The organism is Streptococcus sp. 449_SSPC, from assembly GCF_001073005.1.
Classification (GTDB): domain Bacteria; phylum Bacillota; class Bacilli; order Lactobacillales; family Streptococcaceae; genus Streptococcus; species Streptococcus salivarius_F.
Window position 1 is genome coordinate 182,362 of sequence record NZ_JVGR01000029.1, and the last position, 20,170, is coordinate 202,531.

General features: G+C 39.8%; 17 protein-coding genes. 15 read left to right on the forward strand and 2 right to left on the reverse strand.

Going from position 1 to position 20,170, the window contains the following annotated elements; translation table 11 throughout:
• Positions 1-32 precede the first annotated feature (32 nt).
• The 15 genes from add (at position 33) to dltD (ending at position 15,438) form a co-directional block, all read left to right on the forward strand.
• The gene (add, locus tag ADH51_RS06945; RefSeq protein WP_048675507.1) at positions 33-1,043 is read left to right on the forward strand and encodes an adenosine deaminase; all 1,011 of its coding nucleotides are present in this window, start codon (positions 33-35) and stop codon (positions 1,041-1,043) included.
• Between the two features lie 184 nt (positions 1,044-1,227).
• The gene (locus tag ADH51_RS06950; RefSeq protein ID WP_048675509.1) at positions 1,228-1,824 is read left to right on the forward strand and encodes a thymidine kinase; all 597 of its coding nucleotides are present in this window, start codon (positions 1,228-1,230) and stop codon (positions 1,822-1,824) included.
• A gap of 37 nt (positions 1,825-1,861) precedes the next feature.
• Positions 1,862-2,941: a peptide chain release factor 1 gene (gene prfA / locus ADH51_RS06955; protein ID WP_004182370.1), complete on the forward strand. Its 1,080-nt coding sequence runs from the start codon at positions 1,862-1,864 to the stop codon at positions 2,939-2,941.
• A complete protein-coding gene (gene prmC / locus ADH51_RS06960; protein WP_022496713.1) occupies positions 2,938-3,771 on the forward strand; it encodes a peptide chain release factor N(5)-glutamine methyltransferase in 834 nt (277 codons plus the stop codon). The genes prfA and prmC overlap by 4 nt, the downstream gene beginning before the upstream one ends.
• Positions 3,758-4,363 (forward strand): L-threonylcarbamoyladenylate synthase, encoded by a 606-nt coding sequence (locus ADH51_RS06965; RefSeq protein ID WP_048675511.1) that lies wholly within the window; start codon positions 3,758-3,760, stop codon positions 4,361-4,363. The genes prmC and ADH51_RS06965 overlap by 14 nt, the downstream gene beginning before the upstream one ends.
• A 92-nt stretch (positions 4,364-4,455) precedes the next feature.
• A complete protein-coding gene (glyA, locus tag ADH51_RS06970) occupies positions 4,456-5,706 on the forward strand; it encodes a serine hydroxymethyltransferase (protein ID WP_048675515.1) in 1,251 nt (416 codons plus the stop codon).
• A gap of 5 nt (positions 5,707-5,711) precedes the next feature.
• Complete coding sequence (locus ADH51_RS06975) at positions 5,712-6,689, forward strand: nucleoid-associated protein (protein WP_004182031.1); 978 nt, start codon at positions 5,712-5,714, stop codon at positions 6,687-6,689.
• A gap of 1 nt (position 6,690) precedes the next feature.
• A complete protein-coding gene (locus tag ADH51_RS06980; protein WP_037611402.1) occupies positions 6,691-7,302 on the forward strand; it encodes a lysozyme family protein in 612 nt (203 codons plus the stop codon).
• A gap of 30 nt (positions 7,303-7,332) precedes the next feature.
• Positions 7,333-9,072, forward strand: coding sequence for an ABC transporter ATP-binding protein (locus ADH51_RS06985; protein ID WP_048675518.1), 1,740 nt, complete (start codon positions 7,333-7,335; stop codon positions 9,070-9,072).
• Positions 9,062-10,810, forward strand: a complete 1,749-nt coding sequence (locus ADH51_RS06990) for an ABC transporter ATP-binding protein (RefSeq protein ID WP_014634614.1) — start codon at positions 9,062-9,064, stop codon at positions 10,808-10,810. Before ADH51_RS06985 ends, ADH51_RS06990 begins: the two co-directional genes overlap by 11 nt.
• Positions 10,811-10,985: 175 nt before the next feature.
• Complete coding sequence (locus tag ADH51_RS06995) at positions 10,986-11,117, forward strand: teichoic acid D-Ala incorporation-associated protein DltX (RefSeq protein ID WP_002885174.1); 132 nt, start codon at positions 10,986-10,988, stop codon at positions 11,115-11,117.
• Positions 11,118-11,125: 8 nt separating this feature from the next.
• Positions 11,126-12,676: a D-alanine--poly(phosphoribitol) ligase subunit DltA gene (gene dltA, locus ADH51_RS07000; protein ID WP_014634613.1), complete on the forward strand. Its 1,551-nt coding sequence runs from the start codon at positions 11,126-11,128 to the stop codon at positions 12,674-12,676.
• Positions 12,673-13,920: a D-alanyl-lipoteichoic acid biosynthesis protein DltB gene (dltB, locus tag ADH51_RS07005; protein WP_048675523.1), complete on the forward strand. Its 1,248-nt coding sequence runs from the start codon at positions 12,673-12,675 to the stop codon at positions 13,918-13,920. Before dltA ends, dltB begins: the two co-directional genes overlap by 4 nt.
• Positions 13,921-13,937: 17 nt before the next feature.
• Entirely contained in the window at positions 13,938-14,177 is a 240-nt protein-coding gene (gene dltC, locus ADH51_RS07010) for a D-alanine--poly(phosphoribitol) ligase subunit DltC (protein WP_002891149.1), read from the forward strand.
• On the forward strand, positions 14,170-15,438 hold the full coding sequence (gene dltD, locus ADH51_RS07015; RefSeq protein ID WP_048675526.1) for a D-alanyl-lipoteichoic acid biosynthesis protein DltD: 1,269 nt from the start codon (positions 14,170-14,172) through the stop codon (positions 15,436-15,438). The genes dltC and dltD overlap by 8 nt, the downstream gene beginning before the upstream one ends.
• A 148-nt stretch (positions 15,439-15,586) precedes the next feature.
• On the opposite strand, the gene ADH51_RS07020 is transcribed toward dltD, so the two are convergent.
• Both ADH51_RS07020 and pabB read right to left on the reverse strand, forming a co-directional pair.
• The gene (locus tag ADH51_RS07020; protein ID WP_048675528.1) at positions 15,587-18,223 is read right to left on the reverse strand and encodes a calcium-translocating P-type ATPase, PMCA-type; all 2,637 of its coding nucleotides are present in this window, start codon (positions 18,221-18,223) and stop codon (positions 15,587-15,589) included.
• 227 nt (positions 18,224-18,450) lie between these two features.
• Positions 18,451-20,169 (reverse strand): aminodeoxychorismate synthase component I, encoded by a 1,719-nt coding sequence (gene pabB / locus ADH51_RS07025; protein WP_048675530.1) that lies wholly within the window; start codon positions 20,167-20,169, stop codon positions 18,451-18,453.
• Position 20,170: the final 1 nt, after the last annotated feature.

Genomic DNA, 20,170 nt, shown 5'->3' on the forward strand with positions numbered 1-20,170 from the left:
ATAAAAACATATTGTTTAGAGAGGAAGAAAGAATGACTGCTATTGATTTTCATAAGTTGGCTAAAACAGAACTACACTGCCATTTGGATGGTTCTCTATCATTGGAAACTATTCGTCACCTAGCTGACTTGGCACAGATTGAGTTACCTGAGGACGATGCAGAGCTCAAACACCATGTGACAGCACCAGCTACCTGTGAGAGTCTCCTAGATTATCTTGAGGCTTTTGATTATATTCGTCCTTTGCTTCAAACAAAGGAAGCTTTGACTATTGCGGCTTATGATGTCGCTAAACAGGCTGCTCTTGAAAATGTTATCTATATTGAAGTGCGTTTTGCTCCAGAATTGTCAATGGATAAGGGATTGACTGTCGCTGAAACCATTGATGCTGTTTGTCAAGGCTTACGTCAAGCTCAAGAAGAATTTGGTATTGTAGCCAAGGCCCTAGTTTGTGGCATGCGCCAATCAGATCAAGAATTAACGGCTCGTATTCTTGATGAAGCAAATGATGTTGGCAATAGTGACTTTGTTGGTTTTGATTTTGCTGGAGATGAGCATCATTATGGACCTAAAGCGATTAAACCTTTGATTGAACAAGTTCAAAGTTACAACCGTCCGATGACTTTTCATGCTGGTGAGTGTGGTTGCCCTGCCTTTTTGGCTGAGTCGATTGCCATGGGAATTAAGCGTAATGGCCATGCAACGATTTTGGCTCAAGAGCCCGAGCTTTTGGAAGAGTTTGTCAAAAATGGTGTCACAGGAGAGTTATGTTTAACAAGTAATCTCCAGACCAAGGCAGCTGTTACAGTTACTGATTTTCCTTATCTAAAAATGAAAGCGGCAGGGGCTAATATTACTATTAATACGGACAATCGTACCGTTTCTGATACAAACCTGACCAAAGAGTACGAACTCTATCACAAGCATTTTGATAGCTCAGTTCAAGACTTTTATGCTCATAATAAGACGGCAATTGAAGCTTCATTTGCCAGCGATGAGGAGAAAGAAGAACTTCTTGAAAAATTGGCTAAAGCCTATTCATAGGAAGTAAATAGACTATCGAAACTTTATAAAGGTGATAAAATTGAGCCAATTGGAACATCAGTCAAACCTATCATAAAAATAAGGGAGAGAGGCGAACTTTTTTCAAAAATTGTTCAGTCTCCCTCCCTTTTACGCTTGGAATTATGATAAAATAAGTACAATACATATTTTAGAGGAGACTGGTTTGGCACAACTTTATTTTCGCTACGGCACCATGAATTCTGGGAAATCCATTGAAATTCTTAAGGTTGCCTATAATTACGAAGAACAAGGGAAACCAGTAGTATTGTTGACCAGTCGTTTGGATAATCGAGATGGGGTCGGCTATATCTCTAGTCGTATTGGCATGAAGCGGAAGGCCTATCCTATTGGTGATGATACGGATATTTTTGGTTACATTGCTAATATGGATCCACGACCTTACTGTGTTTTAGTTGATGAGGCTCAGTTTTTGACCCGTGCGAATGTCTATGATTTGGCACGAATTGTTGATGAGTTAGGTATCCCAGTGATGGCTTTTGGTCTCAAAAATGATTTTCAGAACAATCTCTTTGAAGGTTCTAAATATCTCTTGCTTTTGTCTGATAAGATTGATGAGATCAAGACCATTTGTCATTATTGCTCGAGAAAAGCAACCATGGTCCTTCGTATGGAGGATGGGAAGCCAGTTTATGAGGGAGCACAAGTTCAAATTGGAGGACACGAGAGTTATATCTCCGTTTGTCGAAAGCACTGGTTTAATCCACCTCAAGAAAACATAATCCCTTTGAATAAGGCCTAAAAACGACTATTAGTTATATAAGGAGTAAAGATAACAAATGAATATTTATGATCAGTTACAAGCGGTTGAAGACCGTTATGAGGAATTGGGTGAATTGCTTAGTGACCCTGAAGTCGTTTCAGACACTAAACGATTCATGGAGTTGTCACGTGAAGAAGCAAATACTCGTGAAACGGTGACAGCTTACCGTGAGTACAAGCAAGTCATCCAAAGTATCTCAGATGCTGAAGAGATGATTAAGGAAGCAAGCGGTGATCCTGATTTGGAAGAAATGGCTAAGGAAGAGCTTAAAGAATCCAAAGCCGCTAAAGAAGAGTATGAAGAACGTTTGAAAATTCTTCTCTTGCCAAAAGACCCTAATGATGACAAGAATATTATCCTCGAAATCCGTGGAGCCGCAGGTGGTGATGAAGCTGCCTTGTTTGCAGGTGACCTTTTAGCTATGTACCAAAAATACGCAGAAACACAAGGTTGGCGCTTTGAGGTTATGGAAGCATCTTACAATGGTGTTGGTGGTATCAAAGAAGTGGTTGCCATGGTTTCAGGACAATCAGTCTACTCAAAACTCAAATATGAATCAGGAGCACACCGTGTACAACGTGTGCCTGTGACTGAGAGCCAAGGTCGTGTTCATACCTCGACAGCAACTGTTTTGGTTATGCCAGAAGTTGAAGAAGTAGAGTACGAAATTGATCCTAAGGACCTTCGTGTCGATATCTATCACGCATCTGGTGCTGGTGGTCAGAACGTCAATAAGGTTGCGACTGCGGTTCGTATGGTTCACATTCCTACTGGAATCAAAGTAGAGATGCAAGAAGAACGTACGCAACAGAAGAACCGTGATAAAGCCATGAAGATTATCCGTGCGCGTGTTGCGGACCACTTTGCACAAATCGCTCAAGATGAACAAGATGCTGAGCGTAAATCTACTGTTGGTACAGGGGACCGTTCAGAACGTATCCGTACTTACAACTTCCCACAAAACCGTGTAACGGATCACCGTATTGGTTTGACCCTTCAAAAATTAGATACGATTTTGGCTGGGAAAATGGATGAAGTCATTGATGCTCTTGTTCTTTACGATCAAACTCAAAAATTGGAAGAGCTTAACAAATGATTCTAGCGGATGTTCTGGCTGACTATGAGAAGCAGCTTGAGGCAGTTGGAGAAGAGCCAGAGGCCCTTTCCTTTGTTTATCGTGGTTTGAAGCAGTGGGACTTGACTCATTTTGTTCTTCAATTGCGTCAGGAAGTTTCAGAGGAAGATGCTGAGCTATTAGCTCATGTATTTAGCCAACTAAAGAATCACAAGCCTGCCCAGTATATCTTGGGCTATGAAGACTTTCATGGTTTACGTTTTCAGGTTGATGAGCGTGTCTTGATTCCACGTCCTGAAACTGAAGAACTAGTGGACTTGATTTTAGCGGAAAATCCAAGCACAGATTTTAAGGTTCTTGATATTGGAACTGGGAGTGGTGCTATTTCGGTATCTCTGAAAAAGAGTCGCCCCCTTTGGCAAGTAACAGCTAGTGACTTGTCAGCTGATGCCTTAGTACTTGCTAAGGAGAATGCTAAGCTAAATCAGGTAGCCATCAGCTTTGTTCAATCAGATGTTTTCAAAAATATTTCTGGTAGTTTTGATATCATTGTGTCAAACCCTCCCTATATTTCTGAAAACGATAAGGACGAAGTTGGGGTCAATGTCTTGGCGAGCGAGCCAAAGATGGCCTTGTTTGCTGATGAAGAGGGACTTGCCATTTATAGACAGATTATTGAGGAGGCATATAAGTATTTGACTCCTAGTGGAAAGCTCTACTTTGAAATCGGCTATAAGCAGGGAATGGATTTGAAAAAGCTCTTGTCTCTACATTTTCCAGATAAGCGAGTGCGTGTCCTTAAGGACCAATTTGGACAAGATAGAATGGTCGTGATGGATGATGAAAAATAAGAAAGTGTTAAGAGAAATCTTGTCTGACGGTGGCGCAGTCGTTCTTCCTACAGAGACTGTCTATGGTTTATTTGCTAAGGCTTTGGATGAGAGTGCTGTGAACCATGTCTATGAGCTGAAAAATCGTCCTAGAGATAAAGCCATGAATTTGAATGTCGCTTCTTATGAAGATATCCTGTCTTATTCGAAAGAGCAGCCCGACTATCTCAAAAAAATTTATGATGCTTTTTTGCCTGGACCTTTGACTATAATTTTAAAGGCTAATGACCAAGTACCCAAGTGGATTAATTCAGGATTGGCGACGGTTGGCTTCCGTTTGCCAGACCATCCTGTTACTAGAGAACTGATTCAAGCAGAAGGGCCTTTGATTGGTCCCTCAGCCAATAAGTCTGGGAAGGCTAGTGGTCGTTATTTTGACCAAATAAGAGACCAATTTGATTTTCAGGTGACTGGCTATCAAGATGATGATGCCTTGTTAGGTGTAGATTCGACAATTTTGGATTTGTCGGTCTCACCTGCTAGGATTCTCAGACAAGGGAAGATTACAAAAGAAGACCTATTGGCGGCTCTACCCGAGTTGACCATAGAATAAATGACTAACAGAGACCTATGGAAGTGTGAGATAATTTCCGACTGTATGTGGGTGAGTTGATTGAACCCCATTAGACCTCAAAGGAGACCTCTATGATTTTTGATAAAGAAGATTACAAAGCATTTGACCCTGAACTATGGAACGCCATCGATGCTGAGGCAGAACGTCAGCAAAACAATATTGAGTTGATTGCCTCTGAGAACGTGGTATCTAAAGCTGTAATGGCTGCTCAAGGAACACTCTTGACTAACAAGTACGCAGAAGGCTATCCAGGTAAACGTTACTATGGTGGTACAGACGTGATTGATGTGGTTGAGTCTCTTGCTATTGAGCGTGCCAAAGAACTTTTTGGAGCTAAATTTGCCAACGTGCAACCTCACTCAGGTAGTCAAGCCAATGCAGCAGTTTACATGTCTTTGATCCAACCAGGTGATACGGTTATGGGAATGGATTTGTCAGCGGGTGGACACTTGACACATGGTGCACCAGTTAGCTTCTCTGGTAAGACCTATAACTTTGTGGCTTACAACGTTGATAAAGAAACTGAACTCCTTGATTACGATGCTATTCTTGCTCAAGCTAAAGAAGTACAACCAAAACTCATCGTTGCTGGAGCTTCAGCTTACTCACGTATCATTGATTTTGCTAAATTCCGTGAAATTGCTGATGCTGTAGGTGCCTACCTCATGGTAGATATGGCACACATTGCCGGTCTTGTAGCCTCTGGTCATCATCCAAGTCCAGTTCCTCATGCACATGTGACAACTACAACAACTCACAAGACGCTTCGTGGCCCTCGTGGTGGTTTGATTTTGACTGATGATGAAGATATCGCTAAGAAATTGAATTCTGCAGTCTTCCCTGGTTTGCAAGGTGGTCCTTTGGAACACGTTATTGCTGCTAAGGCTGTTGCTCTTAAAGAGGCACTTGATCCTGCCTTTAAGGAATATGGTGAAAATGTTATCAAGAATGCTGCTGCCATGGCTGACGTTTTCAATCAACATCCAGATTTCCGTGTTATCTCAGGTGGCACTAACAATCACCTCTTCTTGGTTGATGTGACTAAAGTTGTTGAAAATGGTAAAGTTGCACAAAACGTTCTTGAAGAAGTTAATATTACTTTGAATAAGAATGGTATTCCTTACGAGCAATTGTCTCCATTCAAGACATCTGGTATCCGTGTTGGTAGTCCAGCCATTACAAGTCGTGGTATGGGTGAAGTTGAGAGCCGTAAAATTGCTGAATTAATGGTTGAAGCTTTGGAAAATCACGATAAACCTGAAGTTTTGGAACGCATTCGTGGAGAAGTTAAAGCTCTTACAGATGCCTTCCCACTTTATTAAAAACTATGTTAGATTTATATATTAAACGCATTATCATTCACCAGTTTTCGCCAAATGATACGGAGCTGGTTTTAGCAGAAGGGCCTCTTGAAATAACGCCACGCTTAGATGAGTATTTCCGAAAGAAACTCTCTAAAGTTTTCTCAGATGAGGCTAAACGTGGTTATTTCGATGCAGAGAATGTTTTCATCAGTCATTTAGGTGATGATTTGATGGAAAGCTCAGTTAAGATTGCCCAACTTTGGAAGGAAGAATTTGTCATTTCTGAAGATCAAAAGACCAATGATTTGGTCTTTATTCAGTTTGACAAAGAAGGGCAAGAGTATTTTGCTTTCTTGCGTATTGCTCTCAAGGATAGTTTGATTCATTCTTTGGGAGATAGCCAACATCCTATTCAATTGTCACAGAATAATTTGCCTTCTGCAGCCCAGACACCTGATGAAGCTTTGGTAATCAATCGTAGTAGTAAGCAGTATTATTTGATTGAAAAGCGAATCAAGCATAATGGAAGCTTTGCCAATTATTTCTCTGAAAATCTGTTGCAAGTCCAGCCTGAACAATCTGTCAAGAAATCGATTAAGATGGTTGAAGACACTGCCCAGAAGATTGCTGAGAATTTTAATCAGGATGATTTTAACTTCCAAGGAAAAATGAAATCTGCTATTTTCAATAATTTGGAAGAAGATCAAGAGTTATCACCTGAAAAATTGGCAGACCAGCTCTTTGATAATAATTTGACAGCTCGTTTGACCTTCGTTGATGAGCTCAAAGAGGCCATACCTGAGCCTATCTCGGTATCAGATATTGACCATTCGCGTCAAATTAAGAAATTGGAGAATCAAAAATTATCGTTATCGAACGGAATTGAGTTAATCGTGCCTAATAATGTGTATCAGGATGCTGACAGTGTTGAGTTTATTCAAAATCCTGATGGCACCTACTCTATTCTCATCAAAAATATCGAGGATATCATCAATAAATAATATGTTTAAATGGATAAGACGTCTGGCGGTTTTTGTCGTAGTCCTCATCATAGGTATCCAATGCTATCGAATCCATGCCAATATTCAACATGTCTTAACCTATGAATCCATGGTTAAGGAGGTTTTGGCAGAGGACGACATTGATAATACAACCAATGTCGATTTAGTTCTGGCTATGATCTACACAGAAACCAAGGGGAAGACAGATGACGTGATGCAGTCCAGTGAAAGTTCTACAGGGGTGACCAACTCCATAACAGATCGAAAAGAAAGTATTCGTCAAGGGGTGACGGTGCTGTCGGAAAATCTGGAAGAAGCTGCCCACCATAAGGTGGATCCTTGGACAGCAGTACAAGCCTATAATTTTGGTAAGGCCTATATCGATTATGTGGCTGATAATGGTGGAGTTAACACCGTCGAACTCGCAAAGGCTTACTCTAAAAATGTCGTTGCTCCGAGTCTAGGAAACACTAGCGGGAAAACATACACCTATTACCAACCAGTTGCCATGTACTACGGTGGCGGAAAACTTTATACAAATGGCGGAAATATTTACTACGCTAAGGAAGTACAGTTTAATCTCTTTTTAATGCGTATGTTCTCACGCCTCTAAGAGTGAGGACGTTAAATTTAGGAAAGACAAATGAAAGCATTATTAGTTTATTTTAGAGGATACGTCAAAGACAGTATCCTGGGACCCGTTTTTAAATTAATCGAAGCCAGTTTCGAACTCTTGGTCCCTCTAGTAATTGCTGGAATTGTCGACACAACTATTCCAAATAAAGACCAAAATCATCTGTTTATGATGATTTTTCTCTTGTTCGGACTTGCCGTTATTGGGGTTGTTGTTGCTATTTCAGCACAGTATTTTTCATCCAGAGCAGCCGTCGGCTATGCCCGAGGTTTAACCAATGATTTGTATGCGAAAATTATGCGTTTATCAAAGGAAAAGCGGGATGAGATTGGAACGTCAAGTTTGGTGACACGTTTGACTGGTGATACCTTTCAAATCCAAACGGGCATCAATCAATTTTTGAGGCTCTTTTTGAGGGCACCAATTATCGTGACAGGAGCCATTATTATGGCATTCCGAATCAGTCCACGCTTGACCCTATGGTTTCTTGGCATGGTCTTGGTATTGACTCTTATTATTGTACTAGCCAGTCGCATCGTCAATCCTTTATATGCCAAGATTCGAGTAATTAATGAATCGATTGTTACCAATACGCGTCAACAACTTGAAGGCATGAGGGTTATTCGGGCTTTTGATCAAAGTGAGCGTGAATTAGATAACTTTACTGCCGTCAACAAAGACTTGAAGAAGTGGCAGCTCAAAACAGGAGTAATAGCAAGTCTCATTAGTCCTTTGACTTTCTTGGTTGTTAATATGACCTTAATTGCTATTCTATGGCAAGGAAATCTGCAGATTCAGGCTGGTTTTTTATCCCAAGGGATGCTAATTGCCTTGGTCAATTACCTCTTGCAAATTTTGACAGAGCTCCTTAAATTAGCCATGATGTTGACCAATCTGAATCAAAGCTTTATTTCAGCAAAACGGGTACAAGCGATTTTTGAACTCCAAGATGAGGATATTGAGGCACCTTTAGAAGTCCGCACTTCTAGTCAGGCTTCCACAGTGCTAGCTATTGATCAGATGACCTTTACCTATCCTACAGCTAGTTCGCCATCACTCCAAGAGATTCATGTAAGTCTTACTCAAGGTCAGTCACTAGGTATTATTGGTGGTACAGGTTCAGGTAAATCGACTTTGGTAAACTTAATCATGAACTTATATCAGCCTCAGATTGGTTCATTAGCTATTTTCAAAGATCAAAAATCACCAAAAAACCTTAAAGAGTGGCGTTCTTGGGTTGCCTATGTCCCGCAAAAAGCTGAGTTATTTAGGGGAACCATTCGTTCAAACTTGTCATTAGGACTTGACCATGAACCAAGTGAGCAAGAACTGTGGCATGCGCTTGACATGGCTCAGGCTGCTGATTTTGTAAGGGATAAGGACCTTGGTTTAGATGAGCCAGTTGAGTCATTTGGCCGTAATTTTTCGGGGGGTCAACGTCAACGTTTGACTATTGCGCGTGCGCTGATGAGACCAGCACCATTCTTGATTTTGGATGACTCCACCTCAGCCCTAGATTACTTGACTGAAAGTCGCTTACTAGCGGCTATCAGAGACAATCTTAAATCAACGAGTCTGATTATTATTTCGCAAAGAACAAATAGTCTAAAAGCTGTTGATCAAATTTTGGTGCTTGATAAGGGACATCAAGTTGGCTTGGGTAATCATGAAGAATTGCTTGCCACAAATAAACTCTATCAAGACATTCATTATTCTCAACATCAAAAGGAGGTCGCTGATGAAGGCTAGAAATAATAAATCAACGCTTAAACGTTTAAGTAGAGATATCTTAAGTCAGCGCTACCTCTTTGCCTTAGCAACTGTTGGGACCATTATTCAAGTTGCCTTAACGGTTTACTTACCTATCTTAATTGGTGATGCAGTGGACGCTGTTCTTAAGATGAACGCCGTTCTATTGATGTCACGTTTAATTTGGCAGATGCTTGTAGTTATCTTAGCTAATAGTGCAATCCAGTGGCTTAACCCTTTGATTTATAATCGATTAATTTATTCATATAGCGAAAGTTTACGTGAACGAGTCATGATGAAAATTCATGCTATGCCACTTAGTTACCTTGATCGTCAAGGAACTGGAGACATGGTTAGCCGTGTGACTACAGATAGCGATCAGTTAAACAACGGACTTCTCATGGTCTTTAACCAATTTTTCGTTGGGCTTTTGACTATCTTTGTCATAATCATTACCATGGCTCGGTTAGACTGGTTCATGATGCTCTTAGTTCTAGTGATGACGCCTCTGTCAATGCTTGTGGCACGTTTTATCGCAAAGAAGAGCTATCAACTCTATCGCAATCAAACTAAATGGCGAGGTGTGCAGACTCAGTTGATTGAGGAAAGTCTGACTCAAGAAGCTTTAGTACAGAGTCTAAATGCTCAAGACCAGATGGTTAGGAGTTTTAAAGACGTCAATGGTAAGTATGCTGATTATTCACAGGGTGCTATCTTTTATTCGTCAGCGGTTAACCCAGCTACACGTTTTGTTAATAGTCTGATCTATGCTCTCATTGCAGGTGTTGGTGCTTATCGAATCATGTCGGGTGGCGCTTTTACAGTGGGACAATTGACTACCTTCCTAAATTATGTCACCCAGTATACCAAACCTTTTAATGATATCTCATCTGTTCTATCTGAACTTCAAAGTGCTTTGGCCTGTGCTGATCGCCTTTATATGATATTGGATGAAGAGGAAATAACAGAAACAGGTAAGGCGGTCTTGGAAGAAGCAGATGTGCAGGGACGTTTTCAATTTGACCATGTCCAATTTGGCTATTTGCCTAATAAACCTCTTATCAAGGATTTGAGCATTGATATCCCTGCCGCAAGTACTGTTGCCATTGTTGGTCCAACAGGAGCGGGGAAATCTACCTTGATTAACCTACTTATGCGTTTCTATGATTTGGATAAGGGGAACATTCTACTGGACGGTAGACCTATTACAGATTATACTCGTGAGAGTCTTCGGAAACAGATTGGGATGGTTTTGCAGGAAACTTGGCTTGAGGTCGGCACTATTCATGATAATATTGCCTATGGAAATCCAGAAGCCAGTCGTGAAGAAGTCATAGCAGCGGCCAAGGCTGCCAATGCTGATTTCTTTATTCAGCAGTTGCCTCAAGGCTACGACACCTACTTGAATGATGCGGGGCAATCCCTTTCTCAGGGACAACGTCAGCTTTTGACCATTGCTCGCATATTTGTCAATGTGCCTAAAATCTTAATTTTGGATGAAGCCACTTCTAGTATCGATACTCGTACAGAGCTTCTCATTCAAGAGGCCTTCGCTAAATTAATGAAATGTCGAACAAGTTTCATCATTGCCCATCGATTATCTACCATAGAGAATGCGGACCTTATTTTGGTCATGAATAATGGAGATATCGTTGAACACGGAACCCATGAACAACTGATGCAAGCTAAGGGAATGTACTATCGTATGCAGACGGCCCAAAAGACACAAAATAGTTAAATCCGACAGAGCTTTTAAGCTCTGTTTTTTATGATTTTAGCCAATCATTTATCACGGAAGCTTATTAATGAAAAAGAAATGAAATTTAGTTATTTTTTCTTTTTTATTGGAAAAAATACTGATAAGATGGTAAACTAAAGAGGATATTATATAAAAAAAGGTATCGAAAATTAGAATGTTAAAACATAAAAACGTCCTAGTGTTTTTAGGACAAACCTTGCTTTATTTCGCCATTTTTATGGCCCTAATTTATCTCTACAATTACCTAGGACAAGGTCAAGGTAATTTTATCTATAACGAATTTTAGGAAGAATAATGACGAATACAAAAATTAAAGATATGATCGAAACGATTGAGCAGTTTGCTCAATCACAACCTGACTTTCCTGTTTACAATATTTTAGGGGAAGTTCACACTTACGGTGACTTAAAAGCTGACTCGGATAGCCTAGCTGCCAAGATTGATAGTCTTGATATTCCAGAAAAATCACCTGTTGTGGTTTATGGCGGTCAAGAGTATGAAATGTTGGCAACTTTTGTCGCTTTGACTAAATCTGGTCACGCTTATATTCCAATTGATAGTCACTCAGCTCTTGAGCGCGTGACGGCTATCGTTGAAGTAGCAGAGCCTAGTCTGATTATTGCTATCAATGACTTCCCACTTGAGGAAGTCCAAGCTCCAATTCTAACATTGGATCAAGTGACAACAGCTTTTGAAAGCAAGACTAGCTACGAAGTGACTCATCCTGTTAAGGGGGATGATACTTATTACATCATCTTCACATCAGGAACTACAGGTAAGCCTAAAGGGGTCCAAATTTCACACAATAATCTCCTTAGTTTCACCAACTGGATGATTACGGATAAGGAATTTGCGACTCCAAAACGTCCACAAATGCTGGCTCAACCGCCTTATTCATTTGACCTATCGGTAATGTACTGGGCACCTACATTGGCACTTGGAGGAACACTTTATGCTCTTCCTTCAGCTATTACACAGGACTTCAAGAAGCTCTTTGAAACGATCTTCTCACTTCCAATTGCCATTTGGACATCAACACCATCTTTTGCAGATATGGCAATGTTGTCTGAAGACTTCAATTCAGAAAAGATGCCAGAAATTACGCATTTCTATTTTGACGGAGAAGAGTTGACTGTCAAGACTGCTCAAAAGCTTCGCCAACGTTTCCCAGAAGCACGTATTATCAATGCTTACGGACCAACTGAAGCAACTGTAGCCTTATCAGCAGTAGCAGTAACTGATGAGATGCTGGCTAACCTTAAGCGTTTGCCGATTGGTTATACCAAGGAAGATTCACCGACTTATATTATCGATGAGGATGGCAATATCCTTCCAAATGGTCAACAAGGTGAAATCATCGTCTCAGGACCAGCAGTTTCAAAAGGATATATGAACAATCCTGAAAAGACTGCGGAAGCCTTCTTCGAGTTTAATGGCCTTCCTGCTTACCATACTGGTGATGTAGGAACGATGACTGATGAAGGTCTCCTTCTTTACGGTGGTCGTATGGACTTCCAGATTAAATTTAATGGTTTCCGTATTGAGTTAGAGGATGTTTCACAAAACCTTAATAAGTCTAAGTATATTGATTCAGCAGTAGCTGTGCCACGTTACAATAAAGACCATAAGGTTCAGAACCTCTTGGCTTATGTGATTCTTAAGGATGGTGTTCGTGAGCAGTTTGAACGTGAAATTGATATCACCAAGGCGATTAAGGCAGACTTAGAAGATATCATGATGTCTTACATGATGCCTACTAAGTTCCTCTATCGTGAGAGCTTGCCTTTAACACCAAATGGGAAAATCGATATCAAGGGTCTTATCAGTGAGGTTAACAACCGATGATTGACTTCTTGAAACAGCTCCCCCATTTAGAAGCCTACGGTAATCCCTTCTATTTTATCTATCTTGGATTAGCTCTATTGCCAATCTTTGTGGGTCTCTTCTTTAAAAAGCGTTTTGCAATTTATGAGTGTTTGGTCAGTCTAGCCTTTATTGTTCTTGCTCTGACAGGAACACATGCTAGCCAATTACTAGCCTTACTCTTCTATATCGTTTGGCAAATCATCTGGGTTTATTCCTACAAACATTACCGCAGTAAAAAGGACAATAAATGGGTTTTCTATTTACACTCATTTCTTGTAGTCCTTCCCTTGATTTTTGTTAAGGTAGAGCCTGCGATAAATGGTACTCAGTCCCTTTTAAACTTTCTTGGTATTTCTTACTTGACCTTCCGATCAGTTGGTATGATTATCGAGATGCGGGATGGTGTCCTTAAAGAGTTTACACTTGGAGAATTCCTCCGATTCATGCTCTTTATGCCAACCTTTACGAGTGGTCCTATTGATCGCTTCAAACGCTTTAACGAAGATTACCAAGCGATTCCTGAGAGAGATGAGTTGATGAATATGTTGGAGCAAGCTGTCAAGTATATTATGCTCGGTTTTCTCTATAAATTTGTCTTGGCTCAAATTTTTGGAAGTATGCTTTTACCTTCACTGAAAATACAAGCTTTAGCTCAAGGTGGTATCTTTAATTTACCAACACTTGGTGTTATGTATGTTTTCGGTTTTGATCTTTTCTTTGACTTTGCAGGCTACTCGATGTTTGCCCTAGCAGCATCTAACCTTATGGGGATTAAGAGCCCAATCAACTTTGACAAACCTTTCATCTCACGAGACTTGAAAGAATTTTGGAATCGTTGGCATATGAGCTTGTCTTTCTGGTTCCGTGACTTTGTCTTTATGCGTTTGGTTATGGTTTTGATGCGTAACAAGGTTTTCAAAAACCGTAACACGACATCAAATGTTGCCTATGTCATTAATATGATGGTTATGGGATTCTGGCATGGAGTTACCTGGTACTACATTGCTTATGGTATTTTCCATGGTATTGGTCTAGGAATTAATGATGCCTGGTTACGTAAGAAGAAGACCATTAATAAAGAACGTAAGAAAGCTGGTCTTGAGCCACTTCCTGAAAATAAATGGACGAAGGCTTTGGGAATCTTTATTACATTTAACACTGTTATGTTGTCATTCTTGATTTTCTCTGGATTCTTGAATGACCTTTGGTTCACTAAAAAATAAGTAAAGGAATTATAAAAATGGATGTAAAATCAGAAGTTATTGAAATTATTGATGAACTCTTCATGGAAGATGTTTCAGACATGATGGATGAAGACCTTTTCGATGCTGGTGTTCTCGACTCTATGGGAACAGTTGAGCTTATCGTTGAATTGGAATCACGTTTCGATATTCGTGTGCCAGTTTCAGAATTTGGTCGTGATGACTGGAACACAGCTAATAAGATTGTTGAAGGGGTAACGGAGCTTCGCAATGCTTAAGCGTTTATGGCAAATTTTTGGCCCTATAATCTGTGCCTTAGTCTTGGTAGTAGTAGTTATTTTTTCCTACCCTCAAGGCAGAAAACATAATTATGAGGTTGAAAAACGTAGCGCAGTAACCTTGACAAATGAGAACTTTAAGAGCCGTATTAATAAGACGACAGCTCTTTCTGATAAGAATCATCGATTTGTCCCTTTCTTTGGGTCTAGTGAGTGGTTGCGTTTTGATGCCCTTCATCCAGCTGTTTTAGCTGAAAAATACGACCGTAACTATCGCCCATATTTTATTGGACAACGTGGGGCTGCCTCTCTAAACCAATATTTGGGAATGCAACAAATGCTTCCCGAATTGAAAAATGGGACAGCAGTCTACGTCTTGTCACCACAGTGGTTTACTAAAAAAGGTTACAATTCTGCGGCTTTCCAGCAGTTCTACAATAACGACCAACTTAGTAGTTTCTTAAGTCAAAATCAGACGGATGCAAATTCTCAATATGCTGCTCAGCGTATCTTAGAGATGAAACCTGAGATTACTATGAAATCTCAACTTTCTAAAGTGGCTAATGGGCAAGATTTAAATTCTCTTGATAAGACTTATATTCAATTTATGGCAGAGCTTAATAAGCGAGAAGATGCCTTGTTCAGTCCTTTTGCAGCATCAAATAATGCAAATTACGACAAGAAGGTTCTTCCTTATCTTAAAGAGTTGCCAGATACTCTCTCTTATGAGGCACTTGACCAGGTTGCCGTAAGAGATGCAGAAGCCCATACCAAGTCAAACGACTTTGGTATCGATGACCGTTTCTATAAGAAACGTTTGGCTAAAAAGATTGGTAAACTTAAAGGTTTCCAAAAGAATCTTTCGTATGAAGTTTCACAAGAATACGGTGATCTGCAGTTGGTGCTAAATCAATTTGCTAAGTCAAATACTAACGTCATCTTTGTCATCCCACCTGTTAATAGCAAGTGGATGGCTTATACGGGACTTAGTCAAGAAATGTATGATGCTACGGTTTCTAAAATCCGTTATCAATTGGAAAGTCAAGGCTTTACCAATATTGCAGACTTCTCAAAAGATGGAGATCAACCTTACTTTATGCAAGACACCATTCATATGGGATGGAAAGGGTGGGTAGCCTTTGACAAGGCTGTTGATCCATTTGTAAGTAATCCAACACCTGCACCTAGCTATAACTTGAACGACCGCTTTTATAGTAAGGATTGGGCAGGTTATACAGGGACTCCTAGTCAATTTAAGTAGTGTTACTTAATAAATCAAAAAGGCTTGTTAAAGCCTTTTTATGTTATGATCTTTCCACGGTATTACCTTCGGAAATTATTAAAAAAGGTTTGGGAGTTATCCCAATCCTTTTTATCCTTTTAAGTTTTATAATACGTTAAACAGATAGTTATTTGTTTTTAGTTAGAGCTTTTCGAATTAAATCTGCAGGGATGATCAAAACCGCGATAAGAAGTGCAACGATATAGTGTTGAACGTCCATTGGAACGGTACTAAATACTTTACCACCGAATTGAATAATCAAGGTTTGAACGACAGCAATAGAAATCATTACAATTGAGAATTTCTTGTTTTCGCCGATATGTTCAAAAACATTGAATCCATTACTACGTGTATTAAGTGAGTTGAAAATGACAGCATAGATAAATACTGTAAAGGTGAATGTTGTTACCATTTCAAAGTTGCCAGTTCCATTTGTGATAAAGCCTTGGATACCACCAACATTTTTAAGAATAGCTAAACATACAAGAGTAATGAAGACGCTAGCTACACCAATAGCAGATTTCATATAGCCAGTAAGAATATTTGCCTTCTTAGCAACTGGCTTTTCATTCATGTAACGATCTAGGGTAGGCTCTTCACCAAAGGCAAGGGCAGCAAGTGTGTCCATGATAAGGTTAATCCAGAGAATTTGGATAATTGTAAATGGTTCTTTGAGGCCCAAAAGTGGTGAGAGAAGTGACATAGCAATTGTAGTCACGTTAACGGTTAATTGGAAGATAATGAATTTACTTACTGACTTACTCATAGTACGTCCATAGAGGACAGCTTTCTCAATAGAAGTCAATGAGTTATTCAAGATAACGATATCTGAGGCTTCACGTGCGACTTCAGTACCATCACCCATTGAGAATCCGACATCAGCTGATTTGAGGGCAGGTGAGTCATTGACCCCATCACCCGTCATACCAGCGACCATATCGAGGTCTTGAGCTGCCTCAATAAGACGTTTTTTATCCATTGGAAGGGCACGACTGACCACTTTTAAGTGAGGCAATTGTTGTTTAAGTTCTTGATCTGAAAGGGCAGAAAGTTCATCGTGAGTAAGAACAAGGTCATTTTGACCAGTGACGATACCGGCTTCTTTAGCGATAGCAACAGCGGTTTCTTTACGGTCACCAGTTACCATAACTACTTGAACACCTGCACGGTTCATTGTTTCAACAGTTTGTTTAATTGAAGAACGAACGTTATCACGGATACATACGATACCAATCAAGACTTTATCATTTCCATCTGTATTTAGGATAGCAAGCAAACGCATTGAACGGTTAGCTTGTTCCAATGATAATTCTTGGAAACGAGCTTTAATATCATCTGTAAAGTTTTGTTTATTACCATCTTTATCAAGATAGTAGTAGCAGTCATTTAGGATGAATTCTGGAGCACCCTTGATGTAAGTTTTTCCGTCCTTAGTCGTTACACTTGCGAATTTTGTTGCTGAGTTGAATTGTTGCTTCTCAGTAATTGTATTTGTATCAAAATCAAGTTGAGAACGACCAATAAGGAAATCAAGAAGTGCACGGTCAGTGGCGTTACTACCAACAGCACTGCCATCAGCTACCATGGCGTCGTTATTAAGACCGATACCATTAATCATTTCAGCTTTAAGGCTATCTGACATAGTGTCAAAATCAGGAGCCTCAGTTTCACCAGTAGCTGCATAAAGTGTTCCATCAGCAAGGAAGAAGTCAACTACAGATAGTTTACCTTCAGTGATAGTACCAGTCTTATCACTGAAGAGGATATTCATGTATCCGGCTGTTTCAATGGTATCAGGATGGCGAACCAGGATATTTTGAGCTAAAAGTCGTCCTGAGTTCATTGAAGAAACGAGTGCCAACATCATCGGAAGACCTTCTGGAACGGCCATGATGATGATTGTAACCGCAAAGAGAATCGTTTCAATGATAAGAAGGAAGATTGAACCACCATTGAGGTTATTAGCCTTATTAAGTGCAATAAAGCCTAAAACAAGGTTGATTACTGAATATGCAGCACCTGCACTATAACCGAGGACACCGATGTTTCCAGCAAGCTTGTTGAGTTTTTCTTTGGATGGTGAATCTTTACTATCTTCTTGAAGAGAAGTATTGATGCTTCCTAGAACGGTATTATCACCAATTTGTGTAGCTTCCATAACGGCTTCACCTGAAGTAACAACTGTACCACGGAAGACTTTGAGCTCTGTAAAGAGGTCGGAAGAGTCTGGCTCTGCTTGATCACCAAGTGGAAGTTTTTTAGCATCTTCACTTTCACCATTAAGGACAGCTTGGTTTACTTTTAACTCACCTTCCAAGATGATACCATCAACTGGAATCTTGTCCCCTGATTGAAGGAGAATTTGATCACCTTTTACAATATCATCAACGAGAATTTCTTTAAGTTTACCATCACGATAAACCTTAGCATTAGTTTTTGAAGCCTCTTCTTGAAGAGTGTTGAATTTTTGCTCATTTCGGTATTGTGAGACTGCTGAGAATCCTGTAGACATCAAAATGGCAAAAATTAGTGAAATAGCCTCATACCAATTGGCTTCACCAATAGCAGGGAAAATCATTCCAACAAAGTTGAAGATGATTTTTAATCCTAAGGCAGCCAAGAGGATAAGAATCCATTGATCTTGGAAGGCTTCGACAAAGATTGAGAGGAGCGAGTTAGCCTCTTTACTAGATAGCCTATTATCGCCATGGGCATTTTTACTTGCTTGAACTTCAGCAGAAGTCAAGCCTTTAAATTTTTTCATTTAAGGTTTGTATCCTTTCTAAATTATTACTGAATTTTAAGGCTAGTAAATTATAAGCCAAAAAGTTTATCATTACAGTCACGATAACTGAATAACTATCAGTAAGTATTATACTTTATTTTACTATTAAATTGTTGATTTTTTACCAATAGAATATTGAAGATTCTTTTGTCTTTAGCAAGAGTAGGGGAGAACAAAAAACTTGTATTTTTTCGTTAAATACAATTCTATCCTTCCACCTTCAATTCATACAAGCCTCTCACCGCATTGCATCCGTAGATGGCCTGAGCCTGTTCCATATCTTTTACGGTCAAGACTTTTTCTTTAAGCTTATTATCAGCAATAAGGCTTAGTCTGTAGATGCCATTTAAGAGGCCGAGGTGAACGGGTGGTGTGTAGAGTTGGTCCTCGATTTTAAGCACAATGTTACCGATAGATGTTTCTAGGAGTTTCCCTTCATGATTATAATAGATTTGTTCGTGAGGTTCGATACTAAGGTGAGGACGGTAACTTGTTTTGAAAAAGGTATAGGGGCTATCCAACGGATGACTTTGCTCAACTAACCTTGCTTGGCAGAAGTCTTTGGATAAGTTTGTTAATTGGGTATGTTCAAACTTCAGTTCACCATCTTTTGCAAGTGACATTTTAAGACGGTAGTCTTTGTCAAGGTCTAGTGATTGGCACAGAGCTTCGACTTGATAGTGAGCTTTTTCTGCATTGAAAGGATAGTCAAAGTAGCGACTGCTCTCTTGCAAGCGTTTCATATGCTCCTCAAGAAATAGCAGTTTTCCTTGATGGACACGACCAGTTGAAATGAGATCGAATTTGGGGTTCTGACGGTATAGAACAGCAGCTTTTTGCTTGGTTTCTTCATATTCAGCTTCCCAGTTGCTGTCCCAGGTAATACCTCCTCCGACACCATAGATAGCCTTGGTTCCTTCCATTTGTAGTGTCCGAATAGCCACGTTGAAAATACTAGGTCCCTGTGGCACCAAGATACCAATAGCTCCACAATAGACACCTCGAGGCTGTTTTTCCACCTTCTTAATAATCTCCATGGTTGCTATTTTTGGGGCACCTGTAATCGATCCGCATGGAAAAAGGGCTTGGAAGACATCACCTAAACGACTATTTGGTAGGAGTTGCGTCTCAATAGTTGAAGTCATTTGCCAAACCGTAGAGTATTGTTCAACTTGGCAAAGGCTCTTGACATCTTCACTTCCTATTTTTGAAATACGATTCATGTCATTTCTAAGAAGATCGACAATCATCATATTTTCAGAGCGATTTTTCTGATCCTGAGCTAGCCATTGGGCTTGTTTGAGGTCAGTTTCAGTTGTCAAACCACGATTGGTGGTACCTTTCATTGGACGAGTGGTCAGTCTATCACCATCTTTTTTAAAGAAGAGTTCTGGGCTTATGGAAATGATAGAAACATCATCGTGCTGAATAAAGGCATTGTAATGTGCATTTTGCTCAACAACCAATCGGTTATAGATGGCAAAGGGATCAGCTGTCAGCTTCTGTTGGAGTTGAACAGTATAATTGACTTGATAAGTATCACCTTGTCGAATATGGTGGTGTATTTGCTCAATAGCAGCCTTGTAATCCTCAGCAGAAGTTAGCTCTTGCCAAGATTCTGGTAGGGCAATTGGCTCATAAGTAAGTGGAATAGGCTCTGTTTGAACAGTTTCATGAATAGTGAAGTAGAGGAGATACTCTGACATTAATGGACCATCAATAACCTGAAATTTTGTCTCGAAGGCAGGGGCAGCTTCATAGGAAACATAACCTACTGCATAATAGCCCTTATTTTGATAGGCTTCGACTTCAGCTAAGAGATGCTTAACTTCCTTAATGTCCTTTGTTTTTAGTTCTTTAATGGCGTCTGTAAAAATTTGTCTGACACCAAGTTCTTTAAAATCAATAACAGTTTTCTTATGCATA